Annotated in this window: 10 protein-coding genes; 3 read left to right on the forward strand and 7 right to left on the reverse strand. The window is 71.4% G+C overall.

What is annotated here, in order from left to right:
• Positions 1 to 32: 32 nt before the first annotated feature.
• Positions 33 to 2,840: a magnesium-translocating P-type ATPase gene (mgtA, locus tag ACFVT2_RS29785; protein ID WP_390022790.1), complete on the reverse strand. Its 2,808-nt coding sequence runs from the start codon at positions 2,838 to 2,840 to the stop codon at positions 33 to 35.
• 492 nt (positions 2,841 to 3,332) lie between these two features.
• Positions 3,333 to 3,881, reverse strand: coding sequence for a winged helix-turn-helix transcriptional regulator (locus tag ACFVT2_RS29790; protein WP_390022792.1), 549 nt, complete (start codon positions 3,879 to 3,881; stop codon positions 3,333 to 3,335).
• A gap of 84 nt (positions 3,882 to 3,965) precedes the next feature.
• On the opposite strand from ACFVT2_RS29790, the gene ACFVT2_RS29795 reads away from it, so the two are divergent.
• Positions 3,966 to 5,492, forward strand: coding sequence for an MFS transporter (locus ACFVT2_RS29795; protein WP_390022793.1), 1,527 nt, complete (start codon positions 3,966 to 3,968; stop codon positions 5,490 to 5,492).
• Between the two features lie 170 nt (positions 5,493 to 5,662).
• On the opposite strand, the gene ACFVT2_RS29800 is transcribed toward ACFVT2_RS29795, so the two are convergent.
• The 5 genes from ACFVT2_RS29800 to ACFVT2_RS29820 form a co-directional block, all read right to left on the reverse strand.
• Positions 5,663 to 6,853 carry an XdhC family protein gene (locus tag ACFVT2_RS29800; RefSeq protein ID WP_390022795.1) on the reverse strand — a complete coding sequence of 397 codons (1,191 nt, stop codon included), beginning with the start codon at positions 6,851 to 6,853 and terminating at the stop codon, positions 5,663 to 5,665.
• A 70-nt stretch (positions 6,854 to 6,923) separates the two neighbouring features.
• On the reverse strand, positions 6,924 to 8,387 hold the full coding sequence (locus tag ACFVT2_RS29805) for an NCS2 family permease (protein ID WP_390022796.1): 1,464 nt from the start codon (positions 8,385 to 8,387) through the stop codon (positions 6,924 to 6,926).
• 253 nt (positions 8,388 to 8,640) lie between these two features.
• Entirely contained in the window at positions 8,641 to 11,028 is a 2,388-nt protein-coding gene (locus ACFVT2_RS29810) for a xanthine dehydrogenase family protein molybdopterin-binding subunit (RefSeq protein WP_390022798.1), read from the reverse strand.
• A gap of 2 nt (positions 11,029 to 11,030) precedes the next feature.
• Positions 11,031 to 11,624: a (2Fe-2S)-binding protein gene (locus ACFVT2_RS29815; RefSeq protein ID WP_390022800.1), complete on the reverse strand. Its 594-nt coding sequence runs from the start codon at positions 11,622 to 11,624 to the stop codon at positions 11,031 to 11,033.
• On the reverse strand, positions 11,615 to 12,517 hold the full coding sequence (locus tag ACFVT2_RS29820; protein ID WP_390022802.1) for an FAD binding domain-containing protein: 903 nt from the start codon (positions 12,515 to 12,517) through the stop codon (positions 11,615 to 11,617). The genes ACFVT2_RS29815 and ACFVT2_RS29820 overlap by 10 nt, the downstream gene beginning before the upstream one ends.
• 268 nt (positions 12,518 to 12,785) lie before the next feature.
• Between ACFVT2_RS29820 and ACFVT2_RS29825 the strand changes: the two genes are divergently transcribed.
• On the forward strand, positions 12,786 to 14,453 hold the full coding sequence (locus ACFVT2_RS29825) for a PucR family transcriptional regulator (RefSeq protein WP_390022803.1): 1,668 nt from the start codon (positions 12,786 to 12,788) through the stop codon (positions 14,451 to 14,453).
• A 359-nt stretch (positions 14,454 to 14,812) separates the two neighbouring features.
• Positions 14,813 to 15,685, forward strand: coding sequence for a hypothetical protein (locus ACFVT2_RS29830; protein WP_390022804.1), 873 nt, complete (start codon positions 14,813 to 14,815; stop codon positions 15,683 to 15,685).
• The last annotated feature ends 217 nt before the right edge of the window (positions 15,686 to 15,902 follow it).

Raw genomic sequence — 15,902 nt, forward strand, 5'->3', positions numbered from 1 at the left:
GCCGCGGGCACGGGGCGCCGGCGCGGATCAGCTCACAGCCACTCGTCGAAGCGGCGGATGTACCACCGCTTCACCCCCTGGGTGAGCAGGCAGTACGCCGCCAACGTCGCGGCCAGCCACGGGAAGTAGGCCGACGGCAGCGCCTGCATGCCCAGCGCCCCGGCCAGCGGCGAGAACGGCAGCCACAGGCCGACGCCCATCACCAGCACGGTCATCAGCAGCACCGGCCAGGTGGCCCGGGACTGGACGAAGGGGATCCGCCGGGTCCGCAGCATGTGGACGACCAGGGTCTGGGTCAGCAGGCCCTCGACGAACCAGCCGGACTGGAACAACGCCTGGTGGGCCTCGCTGTCGGCGCCGAAGACGTACCACATCAGCGCGAAGGTGGTGAGGTCGAAGACGGAGCTGGTCGGGCCGAGGACGAGCATGAAGCGGCGGATGCCCCGGGCGTCCCACTTGCGCGGGGTGCGCAGGTAGGCGGCGTCCATCCGGTCCCAGGGCGTGGCCAGTTGGGAGATGTCGTAGCAGAGGTTCTGTACCAGCAGTTGGAGCGCCAGCATCGGCTGGAACGGGATGAACGCGGAGGCGGCGAGCACCGAGAAGACGTTCCCGAAGTTCGACGAGGCGGTCAGCTTCAGGTACTTGATGGTGTTGCCGAAGGTCAGCCGGCCGCGCAGGACGCCCTGGCCGAGGACGGTGAGGTCCTTCTCCAGCAGGATGATGTCGGCGGACTCCTTGGCGATGTCGACGGCGGTGTCGACGGAGATGCCGACGTCGGCGTCGCGCAGCGCGGCGGCGTCGTTGATGCCGTCACCGAGGAACCCGACGGTGTGTCCGTCGGCCTGGAGGGCGCGCACGATCCGGGCCTTCTGGACCGGGTTGACCTTGGCGAACAGCGTTGCCGTACGGGCCCGGGCGAGCAGTTCCAGGTCGTCGAGGGCGTCGATCTCGGCGCCGGTCACGGGAGTGCCGGGGTCGATGCCGACCTGCTCGCAGACCCGGGCGGCGACCAGTTCGCCGTCGCCGGTGACGACCTTGACCGCGACGCCGTTGTCGGCGAGCGCCCGCAGCGCCTCGGCCGCGTCCCGCTTCGGCGGGTCGAGGAAGGAGAGGAAGCCGATCAGGGTGAGCTCGGCCTCGTCCGCGACGGTGTAGCCGGTGGGGTCGCCTCCCGTGCCGTGGGGGACGGTGGCGGGCACGGTGACGGGCACGGTGCGGGTCGCCACCGCCAGCACCCGCAGGCCCTGCCGGCTGTGGTCCTCGGCGGTGCGCAGCACGGTGTCCCGTAGCGCGTCGGTGAGTTCGACGGTGTCGCCGGCGTGGACGACCCGGTCGCATCGGTCGAGGACCTCCTCGACCGCCCCCTTGGTGATCAGGAGGTGTTCGGCGGCGGGGCCGTCGAGGTCGTTGCGGCGCAGCACGACCGACATCCGACGGCGCGCGAAGTCGAAGGGGATCTCGTCGACCAGCGTGAAGCGGGCGTCGACGACAACCTCCTCGGCCTCGTGCATCCGGTCGATGACGGCCTGGTCCATCAGGTTGCGCAACCCGGTCTGGAAGTGGCTGTTGAGGTAGGCGTGTTCGAGGACCTCGGTGTCGGACCGGCCGTGCACGTCGAGGTAGCGGTCCAGGACGATCCGGTCCTCGGTGAGGGTGCCGGTCTTGTCGGTGCACAGCACGTCCATGGCGCCGAGGTTCTGGATGGCGTTGAGGTGCTTGACGACGACCTTGCGGCGGGACAGCGCGACCGCGCCGCGCGCCAGGTTGGTGGTGACGACCATCGGCAGCATCTCGGGGGTGAGGCCGACCGCGACCGCCACCGCGAAGGTGAACGCCTCCGCCCAGTCGCCCTTGGTGAGCCCGTTGATGAGGAACACCACCGGGACCATCACCAGCATGAAGCGGATCAGCAGGAAGCTGACCTTCCTGACGCCGATGTCGAAGCTGGTCTCCGGGCGCTCGCCGACCAGCGAACCGGCCATGGAGCCGAGGTAGGTGTCCGCGCCGGTGGCGACGACGACCCCGGTGGCGGTGCCGGAGGTGACGGAGGTGCCCGTCAGGACGAGGTTGTCGGCCTCGACCGGGTCGCGGGTGGAGTCCTGGCCGCGGTCGGTGGCCAGCCGGGCGTCGGCCTTCGCGACCGGCAGCGACTCGCCGGACAGCGCGGCCTGACTGACCATCAGGTCCTTGGCGGTGAGCAGCCGCAGATCGGCCGGGACCAGGTCGCCGGCGGCCAGCTTGACGAGGTCGCCGGTGACCACGTCGGCCATGGGGACCTCGATCGCGGCGGGCAGCCGGCCGCGGCCCGCCCGGCGCTGCACCGCGGTGGTCGTGGTGACCAGGGCGCGCAGCGCGGCGGCCGCGGCGCCGGAGCGGTGCTCCTGCCAGAACCGCAGTCCGGCGCTGATCAGCACCATCGCGCCGAGGATGGCGACCTTCGGGTCGAACGGCTCGGTGTCGGCGACCTGAAGCCACTGGCCGTACATCACGGCGACCAGGACGACGAGCACCAGGATGAACGGGTTCCAGAACGCCTTGGCGAGCTGCATGTACCAGCGCGGCGGACGCTCCTGGGCGATGGCGTTGGCACCGTTGCGCTCCCGGCGGTCCGCCGCCTCGCGGTGGGTGAGGCCGGCCGGGGTGCCGCGGAGGTCATGGAGGACCTGCTCGGCGGGGCAGGCGCTGAACTCGGCGAGCCGGCCGGCGATGCGCCGGGTGCGGGCCTCCAACTCAGCGGCCCGGCGCTCCCGGCGGGGGCGCCGGCCCGGAGGAGCGAGGCTCTCGGGGGTGGGCGGTGTGGTCGGCGTAGGCGGTGTGGTCGGTGTGGTCGTCGTGGTCATGACGAAGCCTCCTGACGCGCATGCGGGCAGGCCGGACCGACCGCCGTCGAACCGCGAATACAGGAATACGGAAATCTCGGGTTCGGCGACGGAATTGTTTTCGGGCAGGCCGAAATGGCCGGTGCGCGCGGGCGCTGAGAATTACGGAAAATTACCGGAAAATACCGAGAAGAGGAACGCACCGGCAAAAAGGCGGCACGGAAGGGCCGTTAAGGAAATACGGTTCGACCCGGTCCGACGGGCGGCATGAAGCGCCCGGGAATCACCGGTGAGTGCGCACAGCAGTGCGGAGAATAGCCGCGATCACGCGGAGCACAGAGGTGATCGCGCGATCAGCAGAAAGCAGCGCTGCGGCAAGGACTTCCTTCGGGACTCATCCCGATCACCTCCTCGCTCGCGCGGACATCGCCGGGCACCTCTCAGAAGGGCGCCCTCGATGCCCCATCCTGCCATACGTTCACCGGTCGCCCGTCATTCTTTCGGCCCATTCCGTCAATTCGGAGTGTGAGGTGCGTCGCGTCGTTCCCGGGCGATCCGTTCGTCATAAGCGGACCGGGCCACGGCAATTTCGTTTTGGTGTTCCTCGGTCCAGGTGACCAGGGACTGAATGGTGTCGTGCAGGGTCGCGCCCAGCGGCGTCAGTTCGTAGTCCACCCGCGGCGGAACCACCGGGTGGACGGTGCGGCGGACCAGGCCGTCGCGCTCCAACTGGCGCAGGGTGACGGTCAGCATCCGCTGGCTGATGCCGTCGATCTCCCGGCGGAGTTCGGTGAAGCGCAGCACCCGCCGGTCGAGCAGGGCAATGGCCAGGAGCGACCACTTGTCCGCGACCCGGTCGAGGATCTGGCGGACCTCGCAGCCCTCGCGGACGTCCCACTGGCGGGCGTCGTAGTCGCATTCGCCGTCATCAACACCGCCATCGACACCGCCATCGACACCTACACCGATGCCGGCACCGGCGCAGTCGGCGGGAGCGGTGGCCGGTTTCCCGCCCATGGTTCCTCCGGAGTAACCGGGTGACTTCACAGTGCCTTCTTCCATGATCCCCCACGGTGCCGCACGATGCGGTCAGTAACAAGAGGTAACCGGCACGGCACGCGTCATGGTCATGTGAGGAGCACCGCTATGTCCCGGTCCCCGGCAGCGTCCCGGGCGCTGCTGCTCGTCCTCTGCGGGGCGATCTTCCTGGAGGGCATCGACATCGGCATGCTGAATGTCGCCCTGCCCCCGATCCGAGCCGAACTGGGGCTGTCCACCGGCGAGTTGACGTGGGTGATGAGCGCGTACGTGCTGGGTTACGGCGGGTTCATGCTGCTCGGCGGGCGGGCCGCGGACCTGTTCGGGCGGCGCCGGATGTTCCTGGTGCCGCTCGCGGTGTTCACGGTCTTCTCGGGGCTCGGCGGGCTGGCGACCGAGGGCTGGACGCTGATCGGGGCGCGCTTCGTGACCGGGGTGTGCGCGGCGTTCATGGCCCCCGCCGGGCTGTCCATCATCACCACCGGATTCCCGGCCGGGCCGCGCCGCGACCGGGCCCTGCTGATCTACTCCGGGACCGCCGGCGGCGGATTCTCGGCCGGACTCATCGCGGGCGGGCTGCTGACCGCCGTCGACTGGCGCTGGGTCTTCTTCGCGCCGATGGTGCCGGCGCTGCTGGTGCTGATCGGCGGGCTCCGCCTGGTGCCGCGGGACGCCGTGCGCGACGGCGCCCGGCCGCCGGTCGACGTGGCCGGCGCGCTCACCGTGACCGGTGCGGTGCTGCTGCTCGTCCTCGGCGTCGAACAGGCCGCGCACGCACCGGTGTTGCGCACCGCGGCGGTGCTCGCCGCGGGGGTGGCGCTGCTGACGGCCTTCGTGGTGATCGAGCGGCGGTCCGCGGCACCGCTGGTGCGGCTGGGCATCCTGCGCTCCTGGCCGCTGGTCCGGGCGAACGGGATGGGGCTGCTGTTCACCGCGGGGTTCTTCGGCTTCCAGTTCGTCGCGGTGCTCTACTTCCAGGAGCTGCGCGGCTGGTCGGCCGAGCGGACCAGTTACGCGATGCTGGCGATGGGCGCCGACGCGGTGCTGGCACCGGTGCTCACCCCGCGGCTGGTGCGGCGGTTCGGGCACGCCCGGGTGATCGTCACGGGCCTGCTGTGCGCCGGGGTGGGCTATGCGCTGTTCCTGCCGGTGCGGGCGGACTGGCCGTACCTGGCGATGTTCCCCAGCATGCTGCTGATCGGCGTCGCCTTCGCGCTGGTCTACGGGCCGCTGACGATCGTCGCGACGGACGGTGTCGCGGCCGCCGAACAGGGCCTGGCCGGTGGCCTGTTGTACACCTCGTTCCAGTTCGGTGCGGCGTTCGGGCTGTCGGCGGTGACCGCGGTGACGGTCGCGGCGACCGGGGCCGGCGGCACGCCCGGCGCCGTGCTCGCCGGCTATCACGCGGGGCTGACCGTCCCGGCCGGGTTGGCGGCGCTGGCGCTGCTGGTGGGGGCGGTCGGACTGGCGCGGCATCGTCCCGCCGCGCCGCCGGACCGTCCGGACGGCCCCGGCGGGCGGCCGGACGCGAACCGGCACGGGCGCGGCCCCCACACTGCACCGCGCCCGTGCCGTGGCGAACCACAGGTCCGCCCTCCCTCGGGTCCGGCGGCGTCAGGTACGCCGGTCCCGTAGGTCTGGTAAATCCAGTAGATCCAGATGACCGTCTTGGGTCTCGTAGGCCCCGTCGACCCCGTCGGTCTTGTGGGCCCCGTCGACCCCGTAGGTCTTGTCGGTCCCGTTACGGCTCGGGGGCGGTGTCCCGCGCACCAACAGGCGTCGCGTACACCGACCTTGACGGACCGTCAGGCCACTTCCCCGATCCGTCCAACCGATCGGGGCGACTCGTGGTGGATGGGGGTGTGGGCGCCGGTCAGCGGGGCGCCGGTGCCGCCGCGGCGGTTGGCGACGATCTCGGCGGCGATGGAGAGCGCGGTCTCCTCGGGCGTCCGGGCGCCCAGGTCCAGCCCTATGGGCGAGCGCAGCCGGTTCAGCTCGATCTCGGTGAGTCCGATGTCGCGCAGCCGCTGCTGGCGGTCGAGGTGGGTGCGGCGGGAGCCCATCGCGCCGACGTAGGCGACCGGGAGCCTGAGCGCCCGCTCCAGCAGGGGGACGTCGAACTTGGCGTCGTGGGTGAGGACGCAGAGCACCGTACGGGAGTCGAGCTGCTGGGAGTCGAGGTAGCGGTGCGGCCAGTCGATGACGATCTCGTCCGCGTCCGGGAAGCGGGTCCGGGTCGCGAAGACGGGGCGGGCGTCGCAGACGGTGACGTGGTAGTTGAGGAACTTGCCGACCCGGACCAGCGCGGACGCGAAGTCGATGGCACCGAAGACGATCATCCGGGGTGCGGGGACGGAGGATTCGACGAGGAGGACGACCGGCTGACCGCACTGCGAACCGTCCGCGCCGATCTCCAACGTGGTGGTCCGTCCGGCGTCCAGCAGGGCGCAGGTCTCCTCGACCGCGGTGCGGTCCAGGGCCGGGTGGCCGCCGAGGCTGCCGGTGTGGCTGCCGTCGGGGCGCACCAGGAGGGCGCGGCCGAGCAGGTCGGCCGGCCCTTCGATGATCCGCGCGACCGCCGCCGCCTCCCCCGAGGAGGCGGCGGTCAACGCGGCGGCGAGCGTTGCGGCGTTGCTGTCCACCACGTCCCCCGCGGGGCCGCCGGCGGCGGCGCCGGGGGAGCTCGCCCGTACCGGAGCGATGAAGATGTCGATGATTCCGCCGCAGGTCAGACCCACCGCGAAGGCATCCTCATCGCTGTACCCGAAGCGCTCCAGGACCGGCTGGCCGGTCTCCAGGGCCTCCTGGCACAACTCGTAGACCGCCCCCTCCACACATCCTCCGGAGACCGAACCGATCGCCGTACCGTCACTGTCGACGGCGAGCGCGGCGCCGGGCTGGCGGGGTGCGCTGCCGTTGGTGGCCACGACGGTGGCCACCGCGAACGTGCGTCCCTGCTCCACCCACCGGTTCAGCTCTTCGGCGATGTCCAGCATGTCGGTCTCCTTACGGACGGATGGGGGTCCCCCCACTCCGAGTAAAGCCGAGAGTGGGGGGAGGCGGGCGTTACTTGACGCCCAGCCACTGCTCGATCGGATGGAGCGAGAAGTAGACCAGGAAGATGCCGGTCAGCACCCACATGAAGGCACCGATCTCGCGCCACTTGCCCTGGGCCGCCTTGATGGCGGTGTAGGCGATGACGCCGGCACCGACGCCGGTGGTGATCTGGTACGTGAACGGCATCAGAGCCACGGTGAGGAACACCGGGATCGAGGTCGCCCGATCGCTCCAGTCCACATGGCCGGCCACACTCATCATCATCGAACCGATGACGACCAGTGCGGCAGCGGCCACCTGGGCCGGCACGAGCTGGGTGACCGGGGTGAAGAACAGGCAGGCCGCGAAGAGCAGACCGGTGACGACGGACGACAGTCCCGTACGGGCACCCTCGCCGACGCCGCTGGCCGACTCGATGAACACGGTCTGGCCGGAGCTGCCGGTGAGACCACCGATGGCTCCGCCGGCGCCGTCCACGAACAGCGCCTTGGACAGACCCGGCATCCGGCCCTTGTCGTCGGCCAGCTTGGCCTCCGTGCCGACGCCGATGATGGTGGCCATGGCGTCGAAGAAACCGGCCAGCACCAGGGTGAAGACGATCATGCCGACGCTGAGGGCGCCGATGGAGCCCCAGCCACCGAACTGGACATGGCCGAAGAGCCCGAAGTCCGGCATCGACACCGCGCTGCCGTTCAGCGCCGGAGGCGTGCCGCCCCAGTCCTTGGCGGTCAGGCCGCCGAGCTTGGTGGCGGCGATGGAGAACACCGAGCCGACGACGATGCCGATGAGGATGGCGCCGGGGACCTTGCGGGCCTGCAGCATGAAGATGAGCAGCAGGGTGAGGCAGAAGAACAGCACCGGCCAGCCGGAGAGGTTGCCGGTGGCGCCGAGGGTGACCGGCGTGCCGATGCCCTTGCCGACGAACCCGGCCTTCACCAGGCCGATCAGGGCGACGAACATGCCGATGCCCATGGTGATCGCGTGCTTGAGGGCGAGCGGGATGGCGTTCATGACCATCTCCCGCAGGCCGGTGACGACCAGCAGGCAGATGACCACGCCGTACATCACGCACATGCCCATGGCCTGCGGCCAGGTCATGTTGGGGACGACCTGGGTGGTCAGGGCCGCGGAGACGTTCAGGCCCGCGGCGAGCGCCAGCGGGACCTTGCCGATGAAGCCCATCAGCAGGGTGCATATCGCGGCGCCGAGCGCGGTGGCGGTGACCAGGCCGGCGTGCGCGAGGGTGTTCTTGTGGATGTCCTGTACCGAACCCAGAATCACCGGGTTGAGCAGCAGGATGTAACACATGGCCATGAAGGTGGTGATGCCGCCGCGCATTTCCCGCGCGATGGACGACCCTCTGTCGGAAATGTGGAAGTACCGGTCGAGCCAGGACCGGCCGGCGGGCTGACGCGAGCCGTCGCCCGCGTCTTCCGCCGTCGTCGTCGTCGGCTCAGTGGACTGCTGGGTCATGGTGCCTTACTCCCAAGGTTCACAGGGGCACTCGCTCGGGGGCGAGATTTGGGATGGAACTTCGGCTGCACGACCCGGGGGACGGCCCGAGACGAACGGGGTGCTGCCGGCCCCTTGCTGGAGCAGGTCAGCTACTGCGTGGTGCGGGGAGAACTCCGGGCGATGCGCTGAGGAGGACGGACAGGACACCCCTTGGTGCGCACCGCCCGGAGGATTTGGGGGCCTGGGGAGGCGGCCCCCAGGCGGTTCTCCGTTACGTACCTGTCAGGTGCTCAGGGCGTACCGGAGTCTTGTTGAGCTCCAACCCGGTCGCGTTCCGGATCGCCGCGAGGACGGCCGGAGTTGACGACAGGGTGGGGGCCTCGCCGATGCCGCGCAGCCCGTAGGGGGCGTGCTCGTCGGCGAGTTCGAGCACATCGACCGGGATGGTCGGGGTGTCGAGGATCGTGGGGATCAGGTAGTCCGTGAAGGACGGGTTGCGCACCTTCGCGGTCTTGGGGTCGACGATGATCTCCTCCATCACCGCCACGCCCAGGCCCTGGGTGGTGCCACCCTGGATCTGGCCGACGACGGAGAGCGGGTTGAGCGCCTTGCCGACGTCCTGGGCGCAGGCCAGTTCGATGACCTTGACCAGGCCCAGCTCGGTGTCCACCTCGACGACCGCACGGTGCGCGGCGAAGGAGTACTGGACGTGGCCGAAGCCCTGGCCGGTGGTGAGGTCGAACGCCTCGGTGGGCCGGTGCCGGAACTCCAGCTCCAGGTCGATCGACTCGCTCTCCAGGACGTCGACGAGATCGGCCAGGACCTCGCCGCCGTCGGTGACGACCTTGCCGCCCTCCAGCAGGAGTTCGGCGGTGGCCCACGCGGGGTGGTACGTGCCGAACTTGCGGCGGCCCAGCTCCAGGGCCTTCTCGCGCACCGCCTCGCAGGTGTTCTTCACCGCGCCGCCGGTCATGTACGTCTGCCGGGAGGCGGAGGTGGAGCCGGCGGAGCCGACCTGGGTGTCGGCGGGGTGGATGGTGACCTGCTCGACGCCCAGCTCGGTGCGGGCGATCTGGGCGTGGACGGTGACGCCGCCCTGGCCGACCTCCGCCATCGCGGTGTGCACGGTGGCCACCGCTTGGCCGGCGATGACCTCCAGGCGCACCCGGGCGGTGGAGTAGTCGTCGAAGCCCTCGGAGAAGCCGACGTTCTTGATGCCGACGGCGTAGCCGATGCCGCGGACCACGCCCTCACCGTGGGTGGTGTTGGACAGGCCGCCGGGCAGCGCCCGGACGTCGGCGCCCTCGCCGGCCGCCAGCCACTGCTGCTCGGGCGGCAGCGGCATCGCCTTGATCCGGCGGAGCAGTTCGGCGACCGGGGCCGGGGAGTCGACCGGCTGGCCGGTCGGCATGATGGTGCCCTGCTCCATGGCGTTGAGCTGCCGGAACTCGACCCGGTCCATCCCGAGCTTGTCGGCCAGCTTGTCCATCTGCGCCTCGTAGGCGAAACACGCCTGGACCGCGCCGAAGCCGCGCATCGCGCCGCACGGCGGGTTGTTGGAGTAGAGCGCGATGGCCTCGATCTCGACGTCGTCGATCACGTACGGGCCCATCGAGAGGGACGAGGCGTTGCCGACGACGGCCGGGGAGGCCGAGGCGTAGGCGCCGCCGTCCAGGACGATCCGGCACTTGGCGTGCGTGATCTTGCCGTCCTTGGTGGCGCCGTGCTCGTACCAGAGCTTCGCCGGGTGCCGGTGGACGTGCCCGAAGAAGGACTCGAACCGGTTGTAGACGATCTTGACCGGCTTGCCGGTGCGCAGGGCCAGCAAGCAGGCGTGGATCTGCATCGAGATGTCCTCGCGGCCGCCGAAGGCACCGCCGACGCCGGAGAGCGTCATCCGGACCTTCTCCTCGGGCAGGCCGAGGACCGGGGCGATCTGCTTGAGGTCGGAGTGCAGCCACTGGGTGGCGACGTAGAGGTCCAGGCCGCCGTCCTCGCCGGGCACCGCGAGACCGGACTCCGGGCCGAGGAACGCCTGGTCCTGCATGCCGAAGACGTACTCGCCGGAGACGATGACGTCGGCCTTCTTGGCGGCCTCGTCGGCGTTGCCGCGGATGATCGGCTGCCGGTGGACGATGTTGGGGTGCGGGACGTGGCCGATGTGGTGGTCGTCGCGGCCCTCGTGGATCAGCGGCGCGTCCGGCGCGAGCGCGCTGGCCTCGTCGGTGACGACCGGCAGCAGCTTGTAGTCGATCTTGATCTTGGCTGCGGCGCGGCGCGCGGTCTCCGGGTGGTCGGCGGCGACGATCGCCACCGGCTCGCCGTGGTGCCGCACCTTGCCGTGCGCCAGAACCGGCGTGTCCTGGATCTCCAGGCCGTAGTTCTTGACGTCGGTGGGCAGGTCGTCGTAGGTGAGGACGGCGTAGACGCCGGAGGTCGCCAGCGCCTCGGAGGTGTCGATGGAGACGATCTCGGCGTGCGCCTCGGTGGAGCGGAGCGTGAAGCCCCACAGCATGTCCTCGTGCCACATGTCCGAGGAGTAGGCGAACTCGCCGGTCACCTTGAGGGTGCCGTCCGGGCGGAGCGTGGAGGCGCCGATACCGGCGTCGGTCTTGCCGCCCTGGGTGAGGTTGGTGGGTGTACGGGTGGCACCAGCCATGATCAGGCCCCCTGTCCCGCGGTCTGGTTCTCGCCGCGGGCGGCTGCCAGCCGGACCGCGTCGAGGATCTTCTCGTAGCCCGTGCAGCGGCACAGGTTGCCCGACAGTGCCTCGCGGATGTCGGCGTCCGACGGGGAGGCGTTGCGCTCCAGCAGCTCGTCGGCGGCGACCAGCAGGCCCGGGGTGCAGAATCCGCACTGGACCGCGCCGGCGTCGATGAACGCCTGCTGGATCGGGGCGAGTTCGCTGTTCTCGCCGGTCTGCGAGTCGGCCGGCTTGGACTGCCACTGCTTGGCGGCGTCCAGGGTGGTGCCGCAGGCGCCGCTGGCGCAGCCCTCGGCGCGCTGCTTGGCGAAGTCGGCCAGGCCCTCGACGGTCACCACCTCGCGGCCCTCGACCTGACCGGCCGCGACCAGGCAGGAGCACACCGGCACCCCGTCCAGGCGGACCGTGCAGGAGCCGCATTCGCCCTGCTCGCAGGCGTTCTTGGAGCCCGGCAGGCCCATCCGCTCGCGAAGGACGTACAGCAGGCTCTCGCCTTCCCAGACGTCGTCGGCCTCTTGCTTGCGGCCGTTGACGGTGAAGTTCACGCGCACTGTGCGCCTCCCTTTGTGCCATGGGGGTTACCGCGGTAGGACTCCCAGGTCCAGCCGAGGGTGCGGCGCGCCATGATGCCTACGGCGTGCCGGCGGTACTTGGCGCTGCCGCGCACGTCGTCGATCGGGTTGCAGGCCCCGGAGGCAAGCTGCGCGAACTGCTTGGCGACGGACGGCGGGATGATGTTGCCCGACTCCCAGAAGCCGCCCTCGTCCAGCGCCGCGGCGAGGAACTGCTCGGCCTCCTTAGCCCGAACGGGGGTGGGTGCGGCCGAACCGATGCCGGTGCGGACCGTTCGGGTCTCGGGGTGCAGCGCGATACCGAAGGCGCACACCGCGATGACCATCGCGTTGCGGGTGCCGACCTTGGAGAACTGCTGCGGGCCGTCGGCCTTGGGCAGGTGCACCGCGCGGATCAGCTCGTCGGCCTGGAGCGCGTTGCGCTTGACGCCGAGGTAGAACTCGTCGATCGGGATCATGCGGACGCCGCGCTCGGCGGACTCGACCTCGACCTCGCAGCCGGAGGCGAGCAGGGCGGGGTGGGCGTCACCGGCCGGCGAGGCGCAGCCGAGGTTGCCGCCGACGCCGCCGCGGTTGCGGATCTGCGGGGAGGCGACGGTGTGCGAGGCCAGGGCCAGGCCCGGCAGCTCGACCCGCAGGTTCTCCATGATCTTGGTGTACGGGACGGAGGCGCCCAGGCGTACGGTCTTCTCCCCGACCTCCCACTCGCCCAGGTCACCGATACGGTTCAGGTCGAGCAGGTACTCCGGGCGGCGGTGGTCGAAGTTGATCTCGACCATCACGTCCGTACCGCCCGCGATGGGCACAGCGGTAGGGTGCTCTGCCTTGGCGGCGAGCGCCTCCTCCCAGCTGGCGGGGCGAAGGAAGTCCATGGTTGGCCTCTTCTACTTCTACGAAATCGGGTCGTTCGCTGCTCATGGTCGGGACCTCGGGCCCTCGTCGCCATGGCGCCGTTCATGTCTTGTTAACGCGGTTGGGCTTAGTGAACGCGCTGTGGGCCCGCCCGGTGCAGTCACCGAAACCATGAAGCGGTTGGCTGGCCACGGTGTGCGTCTTGTAGATTCGAACGAAAGACGAGGGATCAAAACCTCGCGGTATTCCACCGGCAACACGAGACAGCACAGAACGGCGGGCGAGGTCATGCGGCTCCGCGCACTCCTGGACACACACTCTCTGGGCCTGAAGCTCCTCGGGGGCGAGGAGGAGCTGGACCGTACCGTCCGTGGCGTGATGACCACCGACCTGCGGGACCCCAGCCGATACCTCACCGGCGGGGAACTGGTCCTCACCGGCCTGGCCTGGCGCCGGGAAGCGGAGGACTCCGAACGGTTCGTCCGCATCCTGGCCGCCGCCGGCGTCGCCGGGCTCGCGGCCGGCGAGGCCGAGCTGGGCGCCATCCCCGACGACCTCGTCCTGGCCTGCTCCCGGCACCGGCTACCACTGTTCTCGGTCGACGAGACGGTCTCGTTCGCCTCGATCACCGAGCACGTGGTCCGGCAGGTCTCCAGCGAACGGGCCGGCGACCTGGCCGCCGTGGTGGACCGGCACCGGCGGATGATGACCTCCGGACCGGCCGGCGGCGGCCCCGAAGTGGTCCTGGACCTGCTCGGCTCCGACCTGGACCTACGGGCCTGGGTGCTCTCCCCCACCGGCCGGCAGATCGCCGGCTCCAGCCTGGCCGGCGCCGGGCCGGAGCTGCCCCCGGAGCTGGGCGCCCGGCTGGCCGGCGAGCACCTGGCAGCCGCCCGCAGCGGCCGCCGTGGCCCGCACCGGATCGCCCTCGGCGGCGCCACCTACTCGCTCTTCTCGATCCGCTACGAGAGCCGTGACCTGCGGCAGACGCTGCTCAGCGACTGGCTGCTGGCGGTCGAGGCGGACGCCGGCGACTGGTCCGAGGAGCGGCTTGACCTGCTGCACGGCGTCACCCAGCTGATCGCCGTCGAACGGGACCGCCGGGACGCCGCCCGTACGGTCCGCCGCCGGCTCGCCCAGGAGGTCCTGGAGCTGGTCCAGACGGGTGCGCCGCCGGCCGAGATCGCCGCCCGGCTGCGGGTGGCCGCGCCGGTCCTGCTGCCCGGTCTGGGCGCCGCCCCGCACTGGCAGATCGTGGTGGCCCGGGTCGAGTGGGAGGGCAGCGACGTGCCCGGCGGCCCGGTGGCGCAGAGCCTGCTGGAAGAGGTGCTGGTCGACCCCGGCACGTTCGGCCCCGAGCCGTCGGACCGGATCGCGGTGGCGCACACCGGCGACGAGGCGGTGGCGCTGGTGCCGCTGCCCGCCGTCCTTGAGGACTCCGCCGACACCGCCACGACGGACGGCCTGCACGCCGAACAGCTGCTGCGCATCGTCCAGGAACCGCTCGGCCGCGGGCTGGCCGACGACGGCCGGCTGACCGTCGGCGTCAGCGCCTCGGTGCACTCGGCCGAGGGGCTGCGCGGCGCCCTGGAGGAGGCCCGGCACGCCCGCCGGGTCGCGGCCGCCCGCCCCGGCCGGGTCTGCGCCGCCGGCCACGAGGAGCTGGCCTCGCACGTCCTGCTGCTGCCGTTCGTCCCCGACGACGTCCGCCGGGCCTTCACCGCCCGGCTCCTGGACCCGCTGCGGGACTACGACCGCCGCCACCGCGCCGAGCTGATCCCCACCCTGGAGGCGTTCCTCGACTGCGACGGCTCCTGGACGCGCTGCGCGACCCGCCTGCACCTGCACGTCAACACCCTCCGCTACCGAGTGGGCCGGATCGAGCAGCTGACCGGCCGCGACCTCTCGCGCCTGGAGGACAAGCTGGACTTCTTCCTCGCACTGCGGATGAGCTGACGATGAGCGGACCATGACCTGACGACCCATCAGGTCGACTTAAGGCCGGGCCCGGTGCGGATTCCGTACCGGGCCCGCGCGGTGCGCGACCACCGCCGGCCGCACACCGGCCGTACGCCGTCCGGGGTACCCCGTTCGAGGGGCGTCACGTCAACGGCGTTGCCGCACCGGGCGATCGGACCGCCCCGCACCACGGCCGAACCACCGCATACCGGCCACCTGGACCGCCCCGCGCGATTGTGAAAACTTTCACCCATCCCCTTGGCCCGGCGACGGGATTCATGCTGAGATGCGCCCACAGCATCCTGCATTCCCGTCTCAACGGCGCGCTCGGGGAGGGCACTGTGGCGGATACCGCCATGTCCGGATCCGCGGAACCCGCGGATTCCATGAGGTCCGCGGATCAGCTACCGGTCCCGGCACCACGGCCGGGATCCGCACCGATGGCAGCCGGCCCCGCAGGGGACGACCCCCTCGACCGCGCCGTGTGGCGGCTGCGCTCCCGCGGCTGCTGGCTCGACGCGGCCGCCCTCCTGGAGCCACACGCGACCCGGCAGGCGTCCGCCGCCCTGCGCCGCGCCGCACTGCTGGTCGAGCGCTGCATGTTCACCGCCGCCGGCTGGGCCGAGGCCGAGGACGCGCTGCGCACCGCGGAGGCGCTCGCCGGCGACGACGACGAACGCGGCGGCGCCGCCTGCGAACGCGGCCAACTTGCTTACACCTCAACGGTGTTGGGCGTCCGCGACCGGGCCGACGAGGCACGTTCGGCGCTGGGCCGGGCCGCCGCGCTGCTCGCCCCCGGCACCGCCGGCCGCCCGCTGCTGGACTTCCGGCGCGGCCTGATGGCCGAGCACGTCGCCGACAGCCCGGACGCCGCCCGCGCCGCCTACCGCCGCGCGCACGCCGGCGCCACCGCCCACGGCGACGCCCTGCTGCTCTCCTTCACCTGGCGCCACCTGGCCGGACTGGCGCTGCGCGACGGGGAGTTGGCGGAGGCCAGGCACGGTTTCACGGAGTCCCTGCGGATCCGCGAGGAGCTGGGTTTCCTGGTCGGTACCGCCCCGGCGCTGGCGGCCCTGGCAGACGCCGCCCCGGAGGACGAGGCGGTCCGCCTGCGCACGGAGGCCGCCCGGCTGTTCCGCCTCATGGGCGGCGTCCCCACCTGGCTCGCGGGCCAGCTCCCGCCGCCCCTGCCGGAGGAGACAGCGGGGGCGGAGGCGACGGCGGGCTAGGGCCGGCCTGTCCGACCTTGATCCACCGGGCGGCCCCTAAGGTCCGTCCGGCGCCCGGGGCCGGGCCCCGGTCGGCGGGCCGGCCGTCAACCCCCCGACCTCGGCCATGCCGTCCCCCCGGCCGAATGGCCGGATCCGGGCCCTGCCGACAGCGGATCGGCCGGGCCGCGGTGGCTGCCCCGGGCGGCCGTCCGCCGACCGGTCGGTAGCGCCTCAC

The sequence above is a fragment of the Streptomyces sp. NPDC058000 genome, from assembly GCF_042886435.1.
GTDB lineage: Bacteria > Actinomycetota > Actinomycetes > Streptomycetales > Streptomycetaceae > Streptomyces.